This is a genomic window from Anaerococcus sp. Marseille-Q5996 (genome assembly GCF_946893725.1).
In the GTDB taxonomy this organism is placed as follows: Bacteria; Bacillota; Clostridia; order Tissierellales; family Peptoniphilaceae; genus Anaerococcus; species Anaerococcus martiniensis.
Genome location: NZ_CAMPPE010000002.1, coordinates 160553 through 183475, shown reverse-complemented (window position 1 = coordinate 183475; position 22923 = coordinate 160553). Strand labels below are relative to the sequence as shown.

22 protein-coding genes and 1 CRISPR repeat array are annotated in these 22923 nt (G+C 31.0%); of the genes, 1 reads left to right on the top strand and 21 read right to left on the bottom strand.

What is annotated here, in order from left to right:
* Window positions 1–42 precede the first annotated feature (42 nt).
* The 18 genes from OC526_RS03360 to OC526_RS03280 form a co-directional block, all read right to left on the bottom strand.
* Window positions 43–609, bottom strand: coding sequence for a histidine phosphatase family protein (locus OC526_RS03360; protein WP_262122179.1), 567 nt, complete (start codon window positions 607–609; stop codon window positions 43–45).
* A gap of 17 nt (window positions 610–626) precedes the next feature.
* Window positions 627–4049 carry an FtsX-like permease family protein gene (locus tag OC526_RS03355; protein ID WP_262122178.1) on the bottom strand — a complete coding sequence of 1141 codons (3423 nt, stop codon included), beginning with the start codon at window positions 4047–4049 and terminating at the stop codon, window positions 627–629.
* Between the two features lie 5 nt (window positions 4050–4054).
* Window positions 4055–4756 carry an ABC transporter ATP-binding protein gene (locus OC526_RS03350; protein ID WP_262122177.1) on the bottom strand — a complete coding sequence of 234 codons (702 nt, stop codon included), beginning with the start codon at window positions 4754–4756 and terminating at the stop codon, window positions 4055–4057.
* 404 nt (window positions 4757–5160) lie between these two features.
* A complete protein-coding gene (locus OC526_RS08340) occupies window positions 5161–5319 on the bottom strand; it encodes an HNH endonuclease (RefSeq protein WP_410050267.1) in 159 nt (52 codons plus the stop codon).
* Window positions 5320–5708: 389 nt separating this feature from the next.
* Window positions 5709–5846, bottom strand: coding sequence for a hypothetical protein (locus OC526_RS03345; protein WP_262122176.1), 138 nt, complete (start codon window positions 5844–5846; stop codon window positions 5709–5711).
* A 30-nt stretch (window positions 5847–5876) separates the two neighbouring features.
* Window positions 5877–6230 (bottom strand): hypothetical protein, encoded by a 354-nt coding sequence (locus tag OC526_RS03340; RefSeq protein ID WP_262122175.1) that lies wholly within the window; start codon window positions 6228–6230, stop codon window positions 5877–5879.
* A 104-nt stretch (window positions 6231–6334) separates the two neighbouring features.
* Window positions 6335–6520: a hypothetical protein gene (locus OC526_RS03335; RefSeq protein WP_262122174.1), complete on the bottom strand. Its 186-nt coding sequence runs from the start codon at window positions 6518–6520 to the stop codon at window positions 6335–6337.
* 510 nt (window positions 6521–7030) lie between these two features.
* The gene (locus OC526_RS03330; protein ID WP_262122173.1) at window positions 7031–7297 is read right to left on the bottom strand and encodes a ParB N-terminal domain-containing protein; all 267 of its coding nucleotides are present in this window, start codon (window positions 7295–7297) and stop codon (window positions 7031–7033) included.
* 127 nt (window positions 7298–7424) lie between these two features.
* A complete protein-coding gene (locus OC526_RS03325; RefSeq protein WP_262122172.1) occupies window positions 7425–7787 on the bottom strand; it encodes a type II toxin-antitoxin system HicB family antitoxin in 363 nt (120 codons plus the stop codon).
* 282 nt (window positions 7788–8069) lie between these two features.
* Window positions 8070–9441: direct repeats of the CRISPR family, unit length 29 nt; unit sequence AGGATCACCCCCGCGTATGCGGGATAAAC.
* A gap of 19 nt (window positions 9442–9460) precedes the next feature.
* Window positions 9461–10357: a type I-E CRISPR-associated endoribonuclease Cas2e gene (gene cas2e, locus OC526_RS03320; RefSeq protein WP_262122171.1), complete on the bottom strand. Its 897-nt coding sequence runs from the start codon at window positions 10355–10357 to the stop codon at window positions 9461–9463.
* Entirely contained in the window at window positions 10357–11295 is a 939-nt protein-coding gene (cas1e, locus tag OC526_RS03315; protein ID WP_262122170.1) for a type I-E CRISPR-associated endonuclease Cas1e, read from the bottom strand. The genes cas2e and cas1e overlap by 1 nt, the downstream gene beginning before the upstream one ends.
* Before the next feature lies 1 nt (window position 11296).
* Entirely contained in the window at window positions 11297–11938 is a 642-nt protein-coding gene (gene cas6e, locus OC526_RS03310) for a type I-E CRISPR-associated protein Cas6/Cse3/CasE (protein WP_262122169.1), read from the bottom strand.
* A gap of 11 nt (window positions 11939–11949) precedes the next feature.
* Window positions 11950–12666 (bottom strand): type I-E CRISPR-associated protein Cas5/CasD, encoded by a 717-nt coding sequence (gene cas5e, locus OC526_RS03305; RefSeq protein WP_262122168.1) that lies wholly within the window; start codon window positions 12664–12666, stop codon window positions 11950–11952.
* 9 nt (window positions 12667–12675) lie between these two features.
* Entirely contained in the window at window positions 12676–13749 is a 1074-nt protein-coding gene (gene cas7e / locus OC526_RS03300) for a type I-E CRISPR-associated protein Cas7/Cse4/CasC (protein ID WP_262122167.1), read from the bottom strand.
* Window positions 13742–14362, bottom strand: a complete 621-nt coding sequence (gene casB / locus OC526_RS03295; RefSeq protein WP_262122166.1) for a type I-E CRISPR-associated protein Cse2/CasB — start codon at window positions 14360–14362, stop codon at window positions 13742–13744. The genes cas7e and casB overlap by 8 nt, the downstream gene beginning before the upstream one ends.
* Window positions 14363–16036, bottom strand: coding sequence for a type I-E CRISPR-associated protein Cse1/CasA (locus tag OC526_RS03290; RefSeq protein WP_262122165.1), 1674 nt, complete (start codon window positions 16034–16036; stop codon window positions 14363–14365).
* Complete coding sequence (cas3, locus tag OC526_RS03285) at window positions 16023–18788, bottom strand: CRISPR-associated helicase Cas3' (protein ID WP_262122164.1); 2766 nt, start codon at window positions 18786–18788, stop codon at window positions 16023–16025. The genes OC526_RS03290 and cas3 overlap by 14 nt, the downstream gene beginning before the upstream one ends.
* A gap of 11 nt (window positions 18789–18799) precedes the next feature.
* Window positions 18800–19336 (bottom strand): thermonuclease family protein, encoded by a 537-nt coding sequence (locus OC526_RS03280; RefSeq protein ID WP_262122163.1) that lies wholly within the window; start codon window positions 19334–19336, stop codon window positions 18800–18802.
* Between the two features lie 82 nt (window positions 19337–19418).
* Here OC526_RS03280 and OC526_RS03275 point away from each other — a divergent pair, with 82 nt between their 5' ends.
* Window positions 19419–19706, top strand: a complete 288-nt coding sequence (locus tag OC526_RS03275; protein WP_262122162.1) for a cupin domain-containing protein — start codon at window positions 19419–19421, stop codon at window positions 19704–19706.
* A gap of 40 nt (window positions 19707–19746) precedes the next feature.
* Here the strand turns inward: OC526_RS03275 and OC526_RS03270 are convergent, their stop codons facing one another.
* The 3 genes from OC526_RS03270 to rnr form a co-directional block, all read right to left on the bottom strand.
* Window positions 19747–20238, bottom strand: coding sequence for a hypothetical protein (locus OC526_RS03270; protein WP_262122161.1), 492 nt, complete (start codon window positions 20236–20238; stop codon window positions 19747–19749).
* A gap of 91 nt (window positions 20239–20329) precedes the next feature.
* On the bottom strand, window positions 20330–20773 hold the full coding sequence (gene smpB / locus OC526_RS03265; protein WP_262122160.1) for an SsrA-binding protein SmpB: 444 nt from the start codon (window positions 20771–20773) through the stop codon (window positions 20330–20332).
* Window positions 20736–22877 carry a ribonuclease R gene (rnr, locus tag OC526_RS03260; RefSeq protein WP_262122159.1) on the bottom strand — a complete coding sequence of 714 codons (2142 nt, stop codon included), beginning with the start codon at window positions 22875–22877 and terminating at the stop codon, window positions 20736–20738. Before rnr ends, smpB begins: the two co-directional genes overlap by 38 nt.
* Window positions 22878–22923: the final 46 nt, after the last annotated feature.

The window sequence follows — 22923 nt, the reverse complement described above, 5'->3', positions numbered from 1 at the left end:
CATAAAGAAAAAAACAAGGCCATAAGACCTTGTTTTAAAAAATTAAACTATATTTACACCCTTGATAAGTTTTTTGCCATCCTTTATATCAAAAATGGTTACTGATCCATTTTCTATCCAAAAACTATCCCAATCAGATTTATTTTTTAAAATCCAAAATAGGGCTGATTTTATAGTTAATGAGTGGCTAATGCACAGAGCATTTTCATCCTTTTCAACTAGCTCATCTAGAAAATCGCCTACCCTTTTTATAATATCATTACGGCTCTCATTTCCAGGATATTTTACATTGAAAATGTCATCTTCATTTTTTAAAACACCCTCATAGTGTTCGTTGATTTCTTCTAACAATTGACCGCTATATTCACCAAAGTCCAACTCATTTAATCTAGGATCAATTGTGTAATCGTGGTATCCAAGCATATCAGCAGTTTGGGTAGCATCTTTTAATTCTGAGGTGTATACCTTATCAATATTATATTTTTCAAGATTTCTTCTAGTATTAACTAGGACATTAAAACCACTTTTGTTTAATTTGCTATCTTCAAATGATTCAGTTCTAGCCCTATTTGATTGGGTAAATCCATGTCTTACTAAATAAATTTTCATTATAACTCCTTAAATAATTATTCACCACTACTCATAGCCTCAGCCATATTAATTTTTTTAAGCCTTTTATGGACTATAAATAGTAATATTATTGAAATAGCGATTGTTATCAATCCACTATATAAAAATGGGTTTAAGTGGACCCTGTAGGATAATAAAATATCAGATGGTGCCACTACGTATATTATATACCTAAACATAGCATATCCTAAACCAAATCCTACAAAAATTCCAAGTATGGTAAGGATAAATATTTCTCTAAATATATAAGAAGTTACTTCTCTTGGATAAAACCCGAGAACCTTTATAGTTGCAAGTTCCCTTTTTCTTTCACTAACATTTATATTAATCAGATTATATAAAACTACTAGGGCCAGTAGACCAGAAATAATTGTTATAATCCCTATAACTATATTTAAATTAGCTAGTAGTACATCCATAGATGCATAGATTACAGATGCATTAATTATTGCGCTTACCGCCTTTTCATTTTCAATATTTTTTATTATATGACTTGCATCTCCTCTAAGATAGTCAGCGTTAAATTCTGGATTTTTGCCAGATATATTTTCAAAGTTTTCTTTTGAAATATAAATGTAATGGCCGGTGTAGTTTTCTGCAATATTCGTGACTGGCAATTCAAAATCCTTGCCATGATAGGAGAATTTTATCTTATCGCCTTTTTTAATACCTAGCTTATCAGATGCTTTTTCTGTAATAACAGCCTTTTCATTTGATAAATCTATTGGTCTTCTATCTAGACTTTTAAGGCTTACAAAGTCATCTATTTTCTTATAATCCTCAGGAATCACTAGATTTACATTTAATTTATTAGCCTTATTATTGATATTTGCTTCTTCAAAACTAATTGATAGAGAGTCGTAGTCATTAATTTTTTGTTTATAATTTTTGAACTCTTCATCTGTAGCATTTTCATCCACCATGGCTATGACATCATAGTGATTAATCCTATTTTGCTGCCAGTCTACAGTATCTTTTATAGAATCAATCATTGCAAATCCAAAAAATGTAAGGGCTGTACATCCACCAACTCCAAAAAGGGTCATAAACATTCTGGACTTATATCGAAATAGATTTCTTGATGTGATTTTTTGCATAAAGGAAAGATTTTTCCAAATTGGCTTGATTCGTTCAAGAAGTATTTTCTTTCCAACTTCTGGTGATTTGGGCCTTAATAAAGCTGCTGGTGTCTCTTTTACTGTTTCTTTTGATGAAAAATATACTGTAAGGGCAACTAGACCTATTGATAAAAGTATGGCCAGAAGTATATATGGGAGAGAATTGACATAATCTATACCAAGATTTCCAAACCCAGATGAGTAAGCATTTATTATGACACGACTTACTAAAAATCTCCCTATTAAAGAACCTATTATAGATCCTATAAGTGTTGGAATGATACCATAGAGGTAAAACCTTTGGCTGATTTGCTTATCAGAATATCCTAGGGATTTAAGGGTACCATTTATAATTCGTTGCTCATCGATATATCTTTTCATGGTCGTAAGGGTAACAAGCATAGCTACTAGATAGAAAAATGTAGGAAAAACTTTGGTTAGGTCATCCATATTTAAAGAATTTTGGTAGTAGGTATCTATACCCTCATTGTCAAAAATAGTCTCTACATCATATTCTGGGTCAACTAATTTTAATAAGGCTTCTTTGTTTTCTTTTATCTCATCCTCTCCCTTGTTTATATCATCAAGGGCATCTGACTTTTCTTTTTTGAACTTATCTAAATTTTTCTGGTACTCATCTTCCCCATCCATAAGCTTTTTATATGAGTCTTCTAATTTTTTTTGTCCGTTTATTTTTTCTGACTGAAGTTTATTAAGACCTGCATTATAATCATCCCAACCAGCATCTATATTAGCTTGATTTTGGTCAAGTTCATTTTTAGCTGCACTTAAGTTAGACCAGCCTTCATTTTTTTGAGCCTCTAATTCTCTTTTTCCTTGATTAAGTTCTTCCCATCCTGCATCTAGCTCTGATTTTTTATTATTTATTTCCCTTTGCCCTTGATCTATTTTTTCTTTTTCAGACTGATAATTTGATTCTAAGGTATTTTTACCTGTTTCGTATTCCTGAAGTCCTTGTTCATATTGATTCCTTAGACTTTCAATCTCTGCCTTTAATTGATTAAGGTCTTCATAATTTATATTTAAATTATCATCTTCCAAGCTGGACAATTGATTTTGTCTTTCTTCTAAGTAAATTTTTAAATCATCTAATTGGGATTTTTTTCTAGTTAATTCTGCCCTTGGCTTTTGAAATTCATTTTCTAATTTTTGATAACCAGCATTTAGGTCAGCTTGCGCTTTTTCCAATTCACTTTGTCCAAGATTTAGCTCTTGCTCTTTAGAATTTATTTCATTTTGACCAGCATTTATTCTATTATTATATTGATTTAGATTTGTATTATAGGTGTCTCTACCAATATCAATTTGATTCTGGCCATCGATTAGCTTTTTCTTTGCAGCTTCTAATTCATTTTGGGCATTTGTTGTTTCTTTTGCAAATTTCTTTTTGCCCTCTTCATAATCTTTATAGCCCTGGTCTAAATCTGCTCTAGCTTTTTTTAATTCCTTTTCAGCATTAGAAATCTCTGTTTTTGCATCATCAATTTCATTTTGGGCATCATCCAAGTCATCATTTGCATCTGATCTTATTTTTTTAAGCACCTCTCCCGGACGATTTGCTATAGCATTTTCCAAATTTTCTTTTTTATTATCTACAAAACTTTGATAATCATAAGATGATTTATCTAAATTTTTAGTACTTTTATAGATAATATTAGCTTCCCCATATTTATCAGTATCAAAATTTTCATCAAGGACATAAGCATATCCATTAAGTTCTTTTTTTGCACTAAAAGACAGCTCTCTCATATCCTCCATAAAATAATCTGATGTTCTAAAAAATCCTACAACTTCATATTCCAAATTATCCATGACTTCTTCGTCAAATTTTGGATTATCTACATATGAAAATTTAATCTTATCACCAATTTTATATTTGTCTTTCAAAATTCTATCTAAAATTATTTCATTTTTCTTTTTCGGTTTACGTCCATTTATTATTACCGATTTTGGGATAGTTTCATTGTAGCTTTTAACCCTGATTAAGGTCTCATCCTCCAGTAAATCAGCAGTTTTTACCAAGCTTATCTTATCTATATCTTTATCCTTTTTTATAATCATCTCATCTTCATAGTCAAGTCCATAAGTTGATTTTAAGATTAAATCTGGATGATTGTATGTTTTTAGGGAACTATTTAAGGTTTTCCTCATAGTAGGGCCTGTTAAGGTCAAAGCGACCACAACTAAAGCAGCAAGTCCAACCATGGTTGCAATAGATGTTACCTTTCCCTTGGTATTTTTTATATCCTTTAGGATATTTTTAAAATATGTTTTATTCACAAAGATCACCACTCAATATTTTCAACCGGTGTTGGGTCAGTATTTTCATAATTTTTGATTACTCTTCCATCACGCAACTCAATAACTACGTCAGCCATTGGCTTTATTAGTGAGTTATGAGTAATGATGATTACTGTCGCTCCTAGTTTTCTTGATGCATCTTGAAGTAGCCTTAAAATATTTTTCCCAGTTTCAAAATCTAGAGCCCCTGTAGGCTCATCACATAATAAGATTTTAGGATTTTTTGCTAATGCCCTTGCAATAGCAACCCTTTGTTGCTCCCCACCTGATAATTGGGCTGGGAAATTTTCTGATCTATTTTCTAATCCTACATTTGCTAAAACTTCTTCTGACTTTAAGGGATTATCAGAAATTTCTGCAGCTAGTTCTACATTTTCAATTGCAGTAAGATTTGGTATGAGATTATAGTGTTGAAATACAAATCCAACATCATTTCTCCTATAAGTAGTAAGGTCTTTGTCATCAAGTTTTGTTAAATCCTTGCCATCAATTAAGATTTGTCCGCTACTTGCTTGCTCCATACCACCAAGTATATTTAAAAGAGTTGTTTTTCCAGCACCAGATGCACCAACAATTACTAAAAGTTTACCACGTTCTAGATCAAAACTGATATTATCATTAGCAACAATAGTTGATGAACCAGATTTATATTCTTTTGATAAATTATTTAATTCTATATAAGCCATTTAATAACCTTTCTAAGCTGTGCTAATACAATAATTATACCAAGTTGTATGACTATGTCATTTTCCCTTTACCTTGATACGATTATTATCATCTAAATAATAATATAAATTAATGACAAATCTTTAGCATTATTTTAGTTATCAATCATCTTTATATTGGGGACTACCTTTCCTAACCTTATATTTTGTTTAAAAAATAATTACATACTATAGTTCATGGTTGATAAAAATATATATTCCATTATCTGAAAGTTATTATATAAATTAAATAATATATCTTTGCCCTTAAAAGAAAGATTAGGATAATTCAGATAACGATTTTAAACTAAGGTATAATTATCACCACCTTTTTGACACTCATTAAATACTCCTTCATTTATATATAAAGAGAAGAAGGTCGGAAATTATCCCATAAAGATTTCTATTTGCATAGGGTAAACAATTTCTAATATTATCTGAACATAGATTCCCATGTGTGAGGGATAAACAAAATGTTGCATATTTTCTTTTCTAGCGCAATATTCTAAATTGTCTAATCTATTGTTTGTTTTGTCTCCATCGATATTGTTTACATCTAGCCACGAAAACTCATTACTCGACCCAAGTTAGACACATAATAACTTCCGTCAGTCCATGTTAACTCTTTGAGACGTTTTCTTTATACTCTTTATTCATTCCATACTCCGTTCGGGTAATTTAATAGTATTCCCACGGGATTGTCTTTCGGTTTTCCCGTTAACATCACCTATATTTAATTTGGCGTTAGCTAATGTCGACCCTGTGGCTAGGTGTATTCTATCGTGTGTCCTTTTTATATCAGAGGCAAAAGCAAAAATATTATCTACTGTTTTACCTGCCCTTACCGCACCCTCAGCTATGTTGTAGGTATTCTTGGTCGCTTGTCTTATATACTCCTTGTGCTTTTCTTTAAAGACAAAGTCTATTGTTTTTTTTACTCCTTGTCATCTAGCAGCCCGTATATTTCCTCCTCGATCTCGGATAAATCCTCAATCTCTTCACCTATACCTTTTATTTTATCAATCTCCGCTTGTAATTTAGCAATTTGCACCTCGCGTCTTTTGATTTTCAATGATTGGTATGCCTCCCTGCTAATTCGAGCTTATTCCCTATCTTCCAAATCTTTTCTAGCACATAAAAATAATTGTGTATTTGCAGTGCGTATTCCATTTATTTGCATATCTTGATAAGAAAGCTTCATCGCATTATACGTCATTTTTTGACTTTCTGCAGGGTCATATATAAAATGTTCTTCATATTCAGCCCTTTTAATTTCCCTAAGTTCTTCAATTCTTTTACTTACTTCTGATTTCGTTCGTAATTGATATGCTTTAGAGGCTACAGATTGATTTTTCCATTTTTTGGATTTAGGATAAGCTGAACGATATGCATCTGAGTAGCTTTTCTCTTTTATTATCTCTTCAATAAATTTCTCTTGTTGATTGGTAATAGCCACATTAATGCACACCTCCTTTTTTATAAAGATTTATAAACTATATATCATCTATATATAATCTTGATTAAAGCAAAAAGACGGGCTTTTATTCCCGCCTTAATTTACTATTTATTATCTCTTCTTTGTCTAATCCATTCTTCAATTTGTTTCAAATCTTCTTCATCTGCCCAATCTCTAATATAAATCTTTGCACTTGATTTATACCTAGACTTTTTTACTATATCTGGGTTTTTAGCATTCCGCTTTTTACTAGCTTTGATTTGGGCATCACTAGTTTTATTTTCTGTCATTGTTATTTTTTGTATTGCTATATGCCTTAATAGAAATTACTAAGGCAATTATAGCAATTATCAATGCTATCACTCTAATTATCATTGATTTTTTTAATGAATTTAATATAATATTAATAACCCCTATTAGGGGGAGGATAATTATTTATCCTCTTTTTTACTAGCCTTATACGCTATAATCGCAGCTGCTAAACTGATTATTGCCGTTATAAGGCTTATTATTTTTTCTATTAAATTCATTACTTCCTCATTTCTGATCACAGTATACATCATAAAGTATATGAGAGCAAGCATTTGGTGGTCTTTTTTTGTCTATTTTTAGCAGTTTTGGAGCGGTTAGGTCGGACTCGCACCGCCTTTTCTATATTGGATATATAGCGTTTTACTAATAAACTATAACCACATATAAAAGGGACTATCTTTTCTCGCCCCTATACATACCTGCACCCGATTCTTTGATTTTATAAATGGTATTATAGGTACATTTAATTTCGCTTTCTTATCTATGTTTTATATAAAAGCTCTTATTTTAGCATCGATCAGTTCACTAGCAATTATAAGAGGAACTTCTTCTAAACCTAATTTCTTGCTAGCTAATAATCTTGTATGTCCCGCCACCACCTCATTTTTACTATCTATCACAATAGGCTGCTTAAAACCAAAGTTTTTAATTGATGAAGCTACAGCATCGATTGCATTTTCATTATTTCTAGGATTATTTATATATGGTATTAATTCATCTATACTTTTATATACAATATTTAATTTATTATCCATTGATTGCCTTTCTTGTTTCACATAAAAATAGCACCATAAGGTGCTAATAATATTTTGATTATTTAATTTGTAATTCTTTTTTTAAAGCTTCTTGTAACACTAACGAGAAGTTTATATTATTTTCAATTCACGCTTGATTTAAATAGCTAGGTATTGTTAGTGTCTTTTCAACTATTTTTACGCTAGTTTTTCTTACGTATTCAGATAAATCTAATGTTACATAGTTTTTAAAACTACTGTTATATTGAAAATATTCTAAGTCATCATCATCGATTTTTATTTCTACATCTTCGATTTTTGATGAATTAGGCATCTCGTTTGGTTTATTATAATATTCGAATAGATAAGCGCCCAAAACATCTTGCGCCATTTCTAATGCATCATAAACATCATCTCCACTAGTAACGCACCCTTGCAAATCTGGGAAAGTCACAGTATAGCATTCACTTTCTTTTTCTTTTAAAAATAAAGCTGGATAAGTTACAAACATATAATCCTCCGTGTATTCTATAAATGAAGGTAGGGTCTCATGTCAGTATACACCACAAAAATATATAGTAATACTTTAATACCTCTCTATTTTTGATATTAATCATTATACGAGTATAGGCTTATCTAATAAAGCCCTTAAATCAAAAAAATCCATAACGCCCGCGGAATTCAAATATAAATAGGTGCATAATGGGTGGCGTTATGGACATCAGAGAATTGATTGACTTTAATCTGACTAGGAAAGAGTTTAGAATTCATTTCTAACTCATATTCATATTATAGGATCACCCCCGCGTATGCGGGATAAACTGGAATTTTCTATAAAAAAGATGGGATTGTGCAGGATCACCCCCGCGTATGCGGGATAAACTAGCTAATGTAAAAAGTGCAAAGAAACCAAATAGGATCACCCCCGCGTATGCGGGATAAACAGCTGGGGTGGACCAAAAGAACATCGAGCCTTAGGATCACCCCCGCGTATGCGGGATAAACTATTAGTGCTATAGGAGGGTCTTTTGATTAAGAGGATCACCCCCGCGTATGCGGGATAAACTAACTTTTGTACGTAACAATATGCCTCCTATCAGGATCACCCCCGCGTATGCGGGATAAACGAAACTTGCAAAGCATAATGTTTTTTAAGTTGAGGATCACCCCCGCGTATGCGGGATAAACTATTTACGATTGATTTCAAAATTTGCTATAACAGGATCACCCCCGCGTATGCGGGATAAACAGTTGAAGATTTAACAAAACAAGCTAATGATTAGGATCACCCCCGCGTATGCGGGATAAACATAAGAAACATCCTCATCAAATTCCTTAAAAAAGGATCACCCCCGCGTATGCGGGATAAACCTGGGGCGTGTTTGTCTTTGGCTGTGCAAGGTAGGATCACCCCCGCGTATGCGGGATAAACTCATAAGTAATACCACCCGTTTCAGCATCAGTAGGATCACCCCCGCGTATGCGGGATAAACAATCTTACAATTTGCGTATCCCTAGCCCTTACGGGATCACCCCCGCGTATGCGGGATAAACGTGAGGAGTGGCTGGAGTATAGGCAACTTGGTAGGATCACCCCCGCGTATGCGGGATAAACGTTCTTAACTTCTTCAAATCCATCCTCTAAAAAGGATCACCCCCGCGTATGCGGGATAAACATACCACGTTTTGAAAGGATTGAGAAATGAATAGGATCACCCCCGCGTATGCGGGATAAACGTTTAGAGAAAATTTCAAGCTCGTTTTTTGAATAGGATCACCCCCGCGTATGCGGGATAAACATTCTATGTACTTTGATATGGATATTGAAGATAGGATCACCCCCGCGTATGCGGGATAAACGTTGGATTTGTTTTTCTTAATCCACTCATCATAGGATCACCCCCGCGTATGCGGGATAAACTTAACTTAACTATTTTGTCTTTCTCATAATCTAGGATCACCCCCGCGTATGCGGGATAAACACACCTATCAAAATTGTTTGATGTATCTATTGAGGATCACCCCCGCGTATGCGGGATAAACATTTTTTCTAGTTAAATGTAAAGCATTTCTATAGGATCACCCCCGCGTATGCGGGATAAACTTCAATGATGATAATAAAAATGGTAATGGTATAGGATCACCCCCGCGTATGCGGGATAAACAGTAATTAGATCCCTATTTTTAGCCCTTCAATTTTATTTTTTCTTTAAAAAAATTTACTTTTGTTGAAAGCTCATAGGTTAATCTGGCATCAGCTAGAGCCCTGTGTGGTACTTTTTTATCGATCCCATATGATTTTAATGCTGTTTCTAGTTTATAGTTTTCTAGCATTATTTTTTCTTTTTTTACATATCTCATTAAGTCTATGGTCTGATTTTTTATATGTCCTAAATTATGTTTATTTAGAGACTTATTTAAAAAATTAATATCAAAGTTATTTCCGTAATTTACTATGGTTAACTCCTTGATAAAATCTAGTAGTTCTCTTAGAGCTTCTTTTTCATCTTCTCCATTTTTTTCTAAAAACTCATCAGTTATTCCGGTAAGGTTTACTATTTCTTTAGGTAAACTATGATCTATTTTTATGGATGTAGCAAATTCTTCTAAATTTCCATTATAGAGTTTTACACATCCAATTTCTATTATACTATTTTTATTAAAATCTAATCCATCTGTTTCTATATCTATTACTACATATGATGGTGATTTTTTTGTTTGTTTTTGAAATTGTCGTGCTTTTCTTAATTTTGAGGCTCTACTGTATCCTAATTTCGCTTGATCATTTACTTTGATTTTTTCTTTTTTATCTACCATTACTAAAGGTATGCCATCAAAATCTATAATAGAAATATCTTTGCTGTTTGTTTTAAAGTCATAACCTATTTCATTGCGTGAAGCATAGCATATTGTAGCTTCGCCTTCTTTTACATTTTCTATTACTCTTTTCCAAAGCTCTTCTCTTACTTTGCTATTAAAGTTTCCTATATATACCCCTGTATCTATTTCTTGCATCCATTTTGTAAGATCACCACGGAGTGATGAAGGAGTCTTTTTTAATGTTATTACTGTAAATGGCATTAATACTCACTATAATTTATTCCATATTCTACATGCTTTTCTTTATCATCCCATAGATGAATTTGATCTATTTCTATTTCTTCTTCTTTGGGTACTTCCAAAAGATATTGCACATCTTTTACTATTCGTTCCATTAATTTTTCTTTTTGTATAGCATCTCTGATAGCTTTTCTTGTGATAGTTTCAATATCTTCGTTTTCTAGATTTAATGAAGCTACTTCAAATGAAATAGGTATTGTTATTTCCGCCTTATATAAATCTGTGATATCATACACAAATGCCAAATCATGTCCAGAGTGAACAAAACCTAGTCCTGGTGATATTCCAAGTGCTACTATTATGCTATGGACTAATCCATACAAAGCAACATTTGCTACCGATAAAGCTTTATTTACTTGATCTGAGTTGTCAAAATCATCTGGATCATAGACTCTACCTGACCATTCTACATTATATTTTTTTGAATTATCTTTGTATATTTTACGGACTCTTGTTCCTTCTTTACCACGCAATTGTTGGATTGTTAGATTGCTTACATCTTCATTTAAAAATCTCATCTGATACATTTTTCTAGCAACAGCCGCTCTACTTCGAGTATTCGAAACTAATTTCGCTTGTTTCTCTAAATATCTTGAAGAATGGCTAAGGCTCCTACCATGGGCATATTGTCTTACACCGTTTTCTCCTACCCATACCATTGCACAACCTGTATCTCCAATAAGTTCCACTGCCCTATGGCTAATATCCGTTCCTGGACCTAGGATCAAAACACCAATCATTGCACAAGGGATTTTTACTATTCCTCGACTATCTAAAAAAATAATTGCACTATCTTGTCTATTAATTTTTGCATGCTCTACATATATAAAGCTAACCCTATCTGATATTCTAGGAAGTTCATTTATTTCTGCCTTTTTTGCTCCAAATGATTTTTTCATATTACTTATCCAAAATTATTGTCATAAGACCAAATCCATATGCTTTTTTCTTTCCTATACCAGAAATAAGAGTCTCTATCATTTTTTCTTTATCCGCTATTTTTAGTTTTCCTTCATAAGTAACTTGATCTAAATTTATTTTCTTTGAATTATTTGAATGTTTAAAAGGCACTACTTTTCTTTCTGTTATCAAAAAATCATCCTCACTTAAAGAAAAACCATTTTTTAAAGATCTATCTAATAAATATTTAGCGAATTCTGATGCTTTTAGGGGAATTATCTTGCCTCTTTGAGACTTATCCATTTGATTTTTTACGGAAACAGTTGGATTTAAAACTACTTTAAATCGTGCTATATCCCCATTTTGAAGTTTATTTAAAAATGGATCATAATCCTTACTAGAAGCTGTGCCTTCTACACCATATTTTTCCAATTTATTTAAGTCTGGTTTTATTTCACTTACAAGTAATAAATAATTTTTGCCATTAAGTTGATCTATCCTCCAAAGCTTTCTGCTGCGAATTTTGTTTTTTATTTCGTCAGGAAAACTTTCTTCAATCCAACTATGATAAGCATTTAAATTAGATAATTTTTTGAGGTTCATTCTATTATTAAAATCAATTTCTACTCTTGACATATACATAATAAATCCTCCTAAAGGCTTCCATAAGCATCATGCTCATCATAAACGGTATTATTATTTTCGCTTGATGGATCGATTAAATTTATTATTAACTGGCTTTCATTTCTATATTGGTATTTTCTTTCTTTTTGAGAAAAAGATATAACCATATCTCTTCTTTTGGATACTTTTAAATTTTTTTCAATAGAAGCATTTATATAGCAAGATACAGCATTATCATTATATTTTTTATACCAATCTTTTGCCTGCCAAGGGTAATTTTTTAATGTATCTAAAATATTATCATCAAAAATTCCAAGTAAAAAATCTACTGGCGGTGGACATGACCTTCTGCCCATATATGTTTGAAAATATGGATTCTGAATATTTTTATATATCTCATCGATAAATCTATCATCATCATGACTTAAGGCTACTACAAATATTGCATCTTCCAGATAATAACGATTAGTAACATAAGTCCTTTCAAAATTTCCGTTATTTTTAAGTTTTTGTGCTATATGGTAGTCTCTTAACAAATTTCCCTGTTGATCTATTCTTACTGCGTATGTTAGTTCGTTTAATTTTTTAATTTTACTATCTTCGTCTCTTTTGTATCCAAAACTTGCAGCTATTAGACCTATTAATGCACTTTTTGACGGATATAGATCTGTTTGCCTTGTTTCAAAATGGGAATTAGTTCCCCGTGATTGAAGAGGTCCTGCAAATTTTAATAGTATTGTTTTCAAAAAATCACCCTACCAATTTGATAACTCTGTGTCTAGGAAATTACCTAAATCATCTATTAACTCATTTAATGAATTTTCATTTTCAATTTCATCAGAAGAAAAATTATAATTATTTAAGTCTAAGATAAATGTTTTCTGAGCTTTGTTTACAAATTTTTCTACCTTTTCATTTTCATTTAACAATGCATTTACAGATTTTTCTACATAACCTTCATTTGATCTTATCGGATTCTCAAAGGCTGAGACTAAGTTTACTGGTCTATCATCTCTTAACGTAACCATTACAAATTGAGGAAGGGTTTGATTGGCAAATGTATTTACTTTTCCTGTTGGAAGACTATTTGCAAATGACTTTACAAATAACTTGCTAGTACTTAGAACAGCTTCTTTATTTTCTAATTGTTTGTATAGTTCATGGACAGCTATATTTGCATATCTATATAGGGTTGATGAATTAAATTCTACTGTTCCAAGCATGCCTGCACCGGCATTTTCTTCTGGTGCGAGGTCATCTACTGCTGTAAAGAAGTCAAATTCTGTATCTACTGAGTGAGTTGAAATTGCATGAGCTACTTGGCTTGAGGCGTCTTCGTTCAATGATGGATCATCTGCAACCATTCTACCAAACAAGGCTATATCGACGGCAGGATTATTTCTTAATATTTCTTTTAAATATTTTTTATCATTATTTCCCCCAATAGCAGCTTTTGCTAATTCTTTAGCCTGACTATCTCCCAAAAAGAAAAGAGCTTTTGCTTTTCCATCTTTGGTTTTTACACCAGCATCATTTATTATTTTTTCTGCTAAGCTAAAAGCATCTTCTTCTTTGCTAGGTTCAATTTCAGTTATTTTATCAGCTACAAACTGTACAATATCTTTTGTTCTGACTCCCACATTTTCTTGCTCACTTTGTTCATAAAAATAAGTTCTCATTGCTCTTTTCCAAGATTGGGAGCTAACTCTAGCTCTTTTTACCCCACCATATTGGCAAGTTTTTGGACTTCCTGTATCATCTCTATTTATATTTGAAGGTGGCAATGTTTGTATTGCGTGAACATCTAGGAATAGTCTATTATTACTCATTTTCTTCTCCTTTGTTATCTTTTTCTTTGTTTGTGAATTTATAGTATTCTTTAGCCCAGCTAAGCTTAATATTTTCTCTCATACTTGGTATTTGGAAATAGTATAAGTCTTGGGCTAGTTTTGCATAGTTTACCTTTTGATCTGACCTAGACTTTAATAAAGAGATTAGTTGTCTTAAGTGAAAAGTAAACTCTTCAAAAGTATCTGCACTTATCATAGCATTAAATCTTCTATCCGTTGATTTTGCATTTTCATCAGTTCTTAAAACTTTTAATGCATATCCTATATTTTTGTATTTGTTTTCATCATTAGCTTCTAATAATACACTTTGACTATTTCCTTGTTGATGAACAGCAAATATTTGTAGGCTTGTAATTATAGCTTTTTCTTGGTATGACAAATCTCCATATTCACTAATAAATGAATCTGGTAAATACTTATAAAATGTGGAAAAAACTCCAATTGTTTGTGAATAAGGTTTTGATATAGAATTTCTAAGATTTGCTAATGTTGCTTTAGTAGCTGATGAATCTAGGTCATTTGCAATTTGATTTAAGATATTAGATGTAACTCCATAAATAGATGCTTTATTTATATCATTTTTATTAGACATTTAGACCTCCTTTCTTAATTGTTTATTTAAAAAGTAATTAAAAGAATTATAAGCGGTTATAATATTGTGAGTTTTTTCATCAATTGTTACACCTTTATAGTCTCTTAGATTAGCATTTGCTAAAATTCTATCGGCTTCAGTTCTCACAATTTTTTCTAATATATTTCTCCACTCTTCTATTTTTTTATCTTTACTATCATTTAGGGTAATAGATGATAGCCAATTCTTAAATGGATTATTTAGTAAAAAATATAGATTCTCTACATTTTGTTCTACAAAATTATCTGCCTGTTGATTTCTAATTAGTTTTATTTCTTTTAAAAATCTTCTGTAAGTGATATCTACGATCTCTTTTGTTTCATTTATAGTATCTTCAATGCGGATAACCCATCCATTTTCTGATAAATCTGTCACTATAAAATCGTTAATATTTAAATAGTCATATATTTCATTCACTGGAACCCAGCTTGTAGCATTGCCATCATCTTCCATACTTATAGAATTAATAGTAAATTTGTAATCTCCAAGAGTACTCTTTATACTTTCTAAATGATCCATTAAACCTACTTTCCAAATATCACTTGTATTTGGATTTAAGGCAAGCAAACCAAACGATCTCCATAAACTAACATCTCTTTTATGTTTTTTGGGTGTAAAAGACCCCTTATTTGATCCACTTTCATTTTTTCTCCATGTTGTCATAAGTTCTAGGCTTTGATTTTGATGTTCTAAATCTAATAGTTTTACAACTTCAAATGAGAATTCTTTATCCAAATCTGTGTCTGGATCAATATATATGGCTCTAGAATACCTAGTGTAAAGCTCTGACAAATTATTTACTAAAGACTTTGATAAATCCTCGTTTACATTTTCCTGTGGAGAATATTCCCAAGCTGGTTTTTGTTTATTAGCATTAAAATCTGCTGGATGAACCAAAATTAAATTAAGCATCAAAGTCTCAAACAAATTATTTCCAGTAAAATAAATACCACCAATATCGTATAGCCATCCCTTAGATGGAGTAAATTTATCGTCAATATCTGTAAATTTTGTCTTATCACCTGTCCCAGTGTATCCGTGATATGTGATTAACCACCTTGCTATTTCTGCTTCTGTAGTTAAGTTTTTGCTAGAAGCATCTTTTCCTGCAAATAATGAAATTTTATTATTACTTTCTGTTATAGTTCTATTTATATTCTTTATACTTATGTCGGTTCCTTTTTTATTTTTAGTATTATTCCTAATAATATCTTCACTCACTTGCATAAATGGATATTTATCATCAAATAGATAAAATCTGTCATGACATTTTTCAAAATATTCATTTACGATATATGGAAATTCTCCTGCTTTCCATAGATTTTTCCATGTTCTTTTCAAATCTTTTTTATAATCTTTTAGATCTTCTTCTTCAACATCTTCTAACTGACGATAGTCTTCATCTAATTCTAAATATTCATAAGAAATACCATCAGCATCAAATCTAGAAAACACAGTCTGTAAAATTGCGAGCAATATTCTAAGAACAGCAAAATCTTGTGCTTTCATTTCACCTGCTAGATCTTTATAATTGCTTGCATTAGAAAATAATTCTTTTAATGATATTTCTTTAGTATCTCCATCATTATCTATAACTAAAATCCAATTTTCATCTATTAAATTAAAACTTGCCACTATCTCCCTTCCTTTCATAAGATAGTCCGTATTTATTTGAGTATTTTAATATATAATCACCAATCTCAAAAAAACCGTTTTCATTAAAAATTATACCCAAAGAACCCTTTAGCCATGCACTCTCTTGAAATTTAGGTAAATATTCCAAATTATATTTTTCTAGAAAATTTATTGTTTTGTTTAAATTATAATTTTCTGTAAGAATTTGCGGTAACTTTAAGGTGTTTGCAGCTATAAGTTTTGATATGTGAGGATCATCCATTTTTTCGTAAATGTCATTATCATATCCAAATAATCCTATGCCATTTTTATTTTCTTGAAGAGCTATAACTTCTATAGTTTCTTTTGTATCTCTTACTTGGGCAAATGCCGCTTCTTCAGTATTTACCTCATTACTATTATTTAACCAACCTATTATAGTTTCACCTTCATCTTCTAAAAAATCTGTATCTGGATTTCCTATTCTAAATACTTTGGCTTTTTCCTTTTGTCGCTCAATTAACCTCATATGTTCATTTCTAAAGTTTTTATAAACACTATCTAAATTTTTATCTAATTTTATTTCACAATCTGAATAGACATTTTGTACAAGTTTTGATAAATCATCTGGAATTATTATTTCATCTGGCAAAAAGTATTGGCTACGTGCTAGAAGATATGAGCTGTATACAAATGATGAACCTTCATCAAATTCTAATTTTTCTGATGTACCTGTTATATATAAAGTAGGATTTTTGTAATATTCACTTCTTTTTATATTATGTCTTTGAAGTCTTCCCGATCTTTGTAAAACCAAGTCAATTGGGGCAAGTTCTGTTATCATAACATCAAAATCTATATCTAAAGATTGTTCTATTACTTGAGTACCTATATATATTTTCTTATCGGGTCTACTAGCATTTTTCCCTATTTGTTTTAATAGTTCTTCTTCTTTTTTTATTCTATGAGTATCTATAAATCTTGAATGTATCAATTCTAATGAGTCATTGCCAAAATTTTCCTCTACTACTTTTGCTAAATCTTGAGCTTTTTTTACAGTATTAACTATAATTCCTATATTTCCACCCTGCTTATATAGGGAGCTGATTAGATTTATTAAATTATCTTCATCTTCTCTTATAACTTTTATTTTCATTGTGAAATTTCTTTTAAATCTATCTTCATATTTAATTGTTGAGCCATCAATATAGGTGATTAAGGGGTAAGTATCTTTTGCTATTTGTCTATCTTGTTTTTGTTTTCGTGGCTTTATCCCTTTGCCTGATAAATATGATTTCACAAGTTCTTCTCTTTTTTCAGCTGGTAGGGTTGCAGATAATATTATGACTGACACATTATAAGCTCCCATCCATTTTAAAGCTTGATATAGATATTGATTCATATATGCATCGTAAGCATGTACTTCATCTATAACAACTACTTTTTTACTAAAACCTAAATGTCTTAGAAAAAGATGTTTTTGCTTTAGTGATAGTAGCAAAAATTGATCAATGGTTCCTACTACAAAGTCATCTAAAATTGCAGATTTTTTTCCAGAAAACCATTCATTTACAATTACACTAGGATGATCTTCATAGTTTGCATCTGTATTTATATTTTTGGCAAGCATTTGAAAATCTTCATTCAAATATGCTTTTCCATGTACTAATCTTAAAGATAGATTTTCATCAAAATCATCTACAATATCTGTTAGCCACTTTTCAACTCTTGGAAAAATCCCATTTGTCGTAGCCTGTGTTGGCAGGGCAAAAAATAATCCGCTATCTCCTTTTTTTTGAGCAAGTAATTCTACGCCATACAAAGCAGCTTCAGTCTTTCCCATACCCATAGGTGCTTCAAATATAAAAATACCCGGATCATTTGTATCCAAAATTGTTTCTATAAATCTTTCTTGGTGTTTGTTTGGATAAAAACCAAATCTTTTATTAAAACTTTCTTTATAATCAAAGTTATAATCTGCTTGCCAAAGCTCAGTTTTAAACCATTTTGTAAATCCTTCTTCAGCACGTTTTTCTAGATTACAGTCTATGCTATCATATATAGAAAATAGGGGAAAATATTTTGTATTACTTGCTATCCAATCTGCCATAATTAAAAGCCCAGTTAATATTACTTGACCAACTTGATTTATTTCTGGTAGATCACTAACACTTTTAAAGCCACTTGCTTGTAGGGCCCAGTCAAAAATATCTTTCTGCACTTGCTCCCACTTTTTATATATTGGATTTGTATTTTTTTCTTCTTGATAATAATTTGCTTCATAAGCAGCTTGATTTTTAATTATAGTGAATGAGTCAACAGGCTTCCCATGATGAGCACCGATAATAGCTGCTATATCTTCATTTACACCATATTTAAATAATATATATTGACTTGCTAAGCTATGATGGGATTTATTTATAGAAGAAAGGTGGGTATTTGCTATACCTAAAAATCCTGCTTGCTCTAATTTTTCTTTTAAGATTGTATCTAAATCATCTGAATTGGCAAAACTTTTTTTTATTTGAAAGGCTGGAGTAGCTTTTCCTAAATCATGGCTAGCTCCTAAAAACATTACAAGATTTTTTGCAAGGAATTCATCTCCATTTTCTATAGAGTTTATAACTATATTTTTTTGTGAATCACTCAGCCAATGTTCCCACAACATTGCTGATACATTTTTACTATCAGAAAGATGAATATATAGGGGCATCCATTCAAAATTTCCATTAGTTTCTTGTTTTTTTGCCCACAAATTTTTATAAGATTCCATTTATATTCTCCTTAGCTCCATATAGCAAGTTTTTTATTTTTTGCACTTTTCTCAATTTTTTTTAATTCATATTGATATTTTGTATCTGGTTTGTATGTTTTTGCTCTTGCATAACCATCTCTTACTAGTATTCCATTAATCATTAGATTTTCTATTTCTTCATATGTGGGATTACTCAGATCTTGTGGTGGTTCTAACCAAATATATCTTAATAATCTATTATATTTATCAGTTTCTGACACATCTTTTTCTAAGTATACTATTTGATCTTTTAATAAATTTTTGCTAAATTCTGATGCTTCTTTTCCCCAAGGCTGAGATATATTTCTTTTTGGATTATATTCTGGGGTGTCTACACCTATAAATCTTACTTTTTGATTTTCATTTTTTATTTTAACTACTGCCGTATCTCCATCTACAACTCTTACTATCCTACCTGTTTCATAATCACTATTCGTATTGTTAAAGAAATCTATATTATTTATTAATGCGATACCTAGTATTATAAAAATAGCTAGTATGTTAGAAATTTTTTTATTATTCTTCATTCTACTCTCCTTTTTTTGCGCATATATAGATTATAACTAAATAGACAGTAAAATGTAAGTAATACATTTTTTAGGAGGTTTTATGAAATATTCTGTAAAAGATTTTGATGAAAAAGCACAAAATATATATCAAAATGATAATCAAGTGGTGACTCACTTAAATATAAAAGCTGATCAAATAATACCTACCCATGATACTTCTATGTCTGTTGTAGTTGTAATTTATGAGGGAGAAGTAATATTTACTGAAGAAGATAAAGAATTTACTATAAAACCAGGGGATATCATCCAGTTAGATCCAGGTATTGCTCATAGTTTAAAGGCTATTAAGGATAGTAAGCTAATGGTTATAAAATCAGATTTAAAATAAAAAAACCAGGGAGTTATTCCCTGGTTTAAAAATTCTAGATTTATCTTCTAGACATGCAGCCTACTTTATTATCAGCATTGTTATTTTTTAAGTAGTTGCGGCACATATTATAAAGTTTTGCTTGATCTTTTAGACCAAATGTTTCTGGGTCTACATTATTTTCTAACATATAATTTCTGCAAGAATTATATAGATTGTTCATATCATCATAGGTAAAGTTATCAGTTTCAAAGCCTAGTTTATTCATAGCTTCTAGGCAAGCATTATAAATATATGATTTTTCCTCTTGACTTAGATCATCATATTCGTTTGATTTAACATAGGCTACACCAGTTTGGGCTATAGCATTTATATCACTCTTATCTAAGGATGTTAAATCAAAGTTTTCAAAGTTATTTTCATTTTTTTCTACTGTATTTTCAGCTTGTACATCTATAATTTGTGGGTTTAAGTCTTGCTCAGCCTTTTGAGAATTAACTCCAAAACCTGTAAATAAGGCACCTGATAAAATTATTGGTAATACTTTTCTCATATTTTCCTCCTTTAAGTTATTGGACTATTATACCATTTTTTTATTTTATTTTAAAGTAAAATAAAAATCGACCATGATTATGGTCGACTGCTTAATAGTTTTTTAGAGCTCTGTCTATCCTACGATCTACTTCTTTTCTTTTTATAGTTTCACGCTTATCATATTGCTTTTTACCCTTAGCTAGGGCTATTTCCATTTTAACTAGGCCATTTTTTTCATAAACACTTAGTGGCACTATAGTATAGCCATCTTGAGTTTTTTTTCCTATGAGGGTATCTATTTCTTTTTTATGAAGTAATAGCTTTCGGGTTCTGGTTGGGTCTATTTTTTGATCGTAAGCTTCCTTAAATGGAGTTACGTGCATACCGTATATATACATTTCTCCATTTCTATCTCCTACAAAACTTTCTTTTATGCTAACTTTCCCCTGTTTTATACTTTTTACTTCGCTTCCTTGTAATTCTATGCCTGCTTCATATTTTTTTTCTATAAAATAATCATGAAAGGCTTTCTTGTTGTTCGCTAACTGTTTCATTTTCCTCCAATAAATCAAAGTCAATATTTCTTTGGTAAATATCAACATCTAGTACTCTTATTTTTACTTCATCTCCAATAGAGTATATCTTCTTATTATCTACATTTATGGCTTTTAAGATTTCTTCTTGGTATTCAAATCTATCTGGTGAGAACTTATACATAAATAGTCCTTCTACCGTATTTTCAAGCTCAACGAAGATTCCAAAGTCTGTTACTGATGAAATTGTCCCCGTAAATTCATCTCCTATAAACCTACGCATATACTTACATTTCATCAAATCTTCTACATCTCGCTCTGTATCTTCTGAACGTCTTTCAGTCATTGACAAGTGTTCGCTTGATTTTTCTAGGCTCATTTCTAAACTTGCTTGATTAAACTTTGTCAATTTATTTTCAATGTATGATTTTAAAAGTCTATGAACAATGAGGTCGGGATATCTACGTATAGGACTAGTAAAGTGAGTGTAAAATTCGGTGGATAATCCAAAGTGGATATCTCTCTTTTTGCTGTATTTTGCTTTTTGCATGGTGCGCAGCATCAGCATATTTATAACATTTTCTTCATTTTCTCCTTCTACTTCCTCAAGGATTCTTTGAAAGTCCTTTGGGTGTAGTTCACTTCCTCGAATATTGTAACCCATGGTATTTAGTGCACGCTTAAATCCATCAAGCTTTTCTTTGGATGGCTGCTCGTGGATACGGTACATAAATGGAAAATCCATATATCCAAATAGGGTTGCAACAGTTTCATTTGCTGCAAGCATAAATTCTTCTATCATCTTATTTCCTGAACCACGCTCGTGAACAGAAATATTTAATACCTTACCATCATCTGTAACATCTATCTGGCTTTCTTTAAAGCTAAAGTCTATAGCACCCCTATCTTCTCTTTTTTCTCTTAAAATTTTGTGTAATTCATTGAATAATAGGAGTTTCTCTTTTAAAAGTTCATCTTCGTAGACACTTTGGTCTTTACCATCTAAAAAATTATTTACATCATCATAAACCAGTCTATAGTCTGAGTTTATAACTGCCTTGTAAAAGTCATTTGCTATTACTCTACCTCTTCTATCAATAGTCATTTTTAGTGATAAGGATAATCTATCTACATTTGGATTTAATGAACAAATGCCATTAGATAATTCTTTTGGTAGCATTGGTATAACAACATTATATAGGTATGTAGAATTTCCCCTGTCGTAGGCGTCATAATCTAGGGCTGTACCTTTTTTTACATAATGGGACACATCTGCTATATGGACATATAAATCGTAATTATCTCCATTTTTATCTATTGAGATAGCATCATCAAAGTCTTTTGAGTCCCTACCATCAATTGTTACTGTAAATAAATCTCTAAAATCTGTACGATTTTCTGTATCTTCATCTTTTACTTCCTTATCTATATATAAAACTTCTTTTTTGGTTTCTTTAGAAAATAGATAAGGAACCCCATGTTGGGCTGCAAGGGAATAGATATCAACGTTCTTATCATTTTTATGGCCGATGATGTCAACTATTCTCCCCTCAGGATTGCCTTTTTTAGGGAAGTTTATTATTTCTGCTACTACTTTATCTTTATTTTTTGCATTCTTGGAGAATTTTTTGTCTATATAAATATCTTGGCCTATGGATTTATTATCTGGAATTACAAAACCAAAACCTTTGGATTGTTGATAAGACCCAACTATTTTTGTATTGCCACGCTCTATTATTTCTAAAACACGACCCTCAGCATTTCTTCCTTTTTCTGCAGGTTTTGTAATTTCTATCTTTACCCTATCTCCATCAAAAGCCTTATTTAAATTATCTTTTGAAATAAATACATCTTTAAAATCTTTATTTTCAGAAATAAAAAAACCATAACCTGATTGAGCTAATTGTATCTGTCCTACTAAAGATAGTTCTTCATCACTTAATGGCATTATGCGTTTTTTATGGGAAATGCGTAGTTTATTTTCTTTTTCAAGTTCTCTTAATACATCATAAACAGCATTTCTTGTATATTTATCAGCTTGTAAATATTTTTCAAGCTCTTTTATTGTAATGGGTTCATAACTTTCTTCATTTACAATGTTTAGTATTAGTTCTTTTAGATTCATATCTTATCCTTTTCTACAAAAAAAGAGGCTAGATAGCTTAAGTCTA

Excerpts from the sequence above, each read along its gene's own strand:
- OC526_RS03360 (WP_262122179.1), bottom strand. The coding sequence starts at position 609 with ATGAAAATTTATTTAGTAAGACATGGATTTACCCAATCAAATAGGGCT.
- OC526_RS03350 (WP_262122177.1), bottom strand. The coding sequence starts at position 4,756 with ATGGCTTATATAGAATTAAATAATTTATCAAAAGAATATAAATCTGGT.
- OC526_RS03335 (WP_262122174.1), bottom strand. The coding sequence starts at position 6,520 with ATGACAGAAAATAAAACTAGTGATGCCCAAATCAAAGCTAGTAAAAAG.
- OC526_RS03330 (WP_262122173.1), bottom strand. The coding sequence starts at position 7,297 with ATGGATAATAAATTAAATATTGTATATAAAAGTATAGATGAATTAATA.
- OC526_RS03325 (WP_262122172.1), bottom strand. The coding sequence starts at position 7,787 with ATGTTTGTAACTTATCCAGCTTTATTTTTAAAAGAAAAAGAAAGTGAA.
- cas2e (WP_262122171.1), bottom strand. The coding sequence starts at position 10,357 with ATGCCATTTACAGTAATAACATTAAAAAAGACTCCTTCATCACTCCGT.
- cas1e (WP_262122170.1), bottom strand. The coding sequence starts at position 11,295 with ATGAAAAAATCATTTGGAGCAAAAAAGGCAGAAATAAATGAACTTCCT.
- cas6e (WP_262122169.1), bottom strand. The coding sequence starts at position 11,938 with ATGTATATGTCAAGAGTAGAAATTGATTTTAATAATAGAATGAACCTC.
- cas7e (WP_262122167.1), bottom strand. The coding sequence starts at position 13,749 with ATGAGTAATAATAGACTATTCCTAGATGTTCACGCAATACAAACATTG.
- casB (WP_262122166.1), bottom strand. The coding sequence starts at position 14,362 with ATGTCTAATAAAAATGATATAAATAAAGCATCTATTTATGGAGTTACA.
- cas3 (WP_262122164.1), bottom strand. The coding sequence starts at position 18,788 with ATGGAATCTTATAAAAATTTGTGGGCAAAAAAACAAGAAACTAATGGA.
- OC526_RS03280 (WP_262122163.1), bottom strand. The coding sequence starts at position 19,336 with ATGAAGAATAATAAAAAAATTTCTAACATACTAGCTATTTTTATAATA.
- OC526_RS03275 (WP_262122162.1), top strand. The coding sequence starts at position 19,419 with ATGAAATATTCTGTAAAAGATTTTGATGAAAAAGCACAAAATATATAT.
- OC526_RS03270 (WP_262122161.1), bottom strand. The coding sequence starts at position 20,238 with ATGAGAAAAGTATTACCAATAATTTTATCAGGTGCCTTATTTACAGGT.
- smpB (WP_262122160.1), bottom strand. The coding sequence starts at position 20,773 with ATGAAACAGTTAGCGAACAACAAGAAAGCCTTTCATGATTATTTTATA.
- rnr (WP_262122159.1), bottom strand. The coding sequence starts at position 22,877 with ATGAATCTAAAAGAACTAATACTAAACATTGTAAATGAAGAAAGTTAT.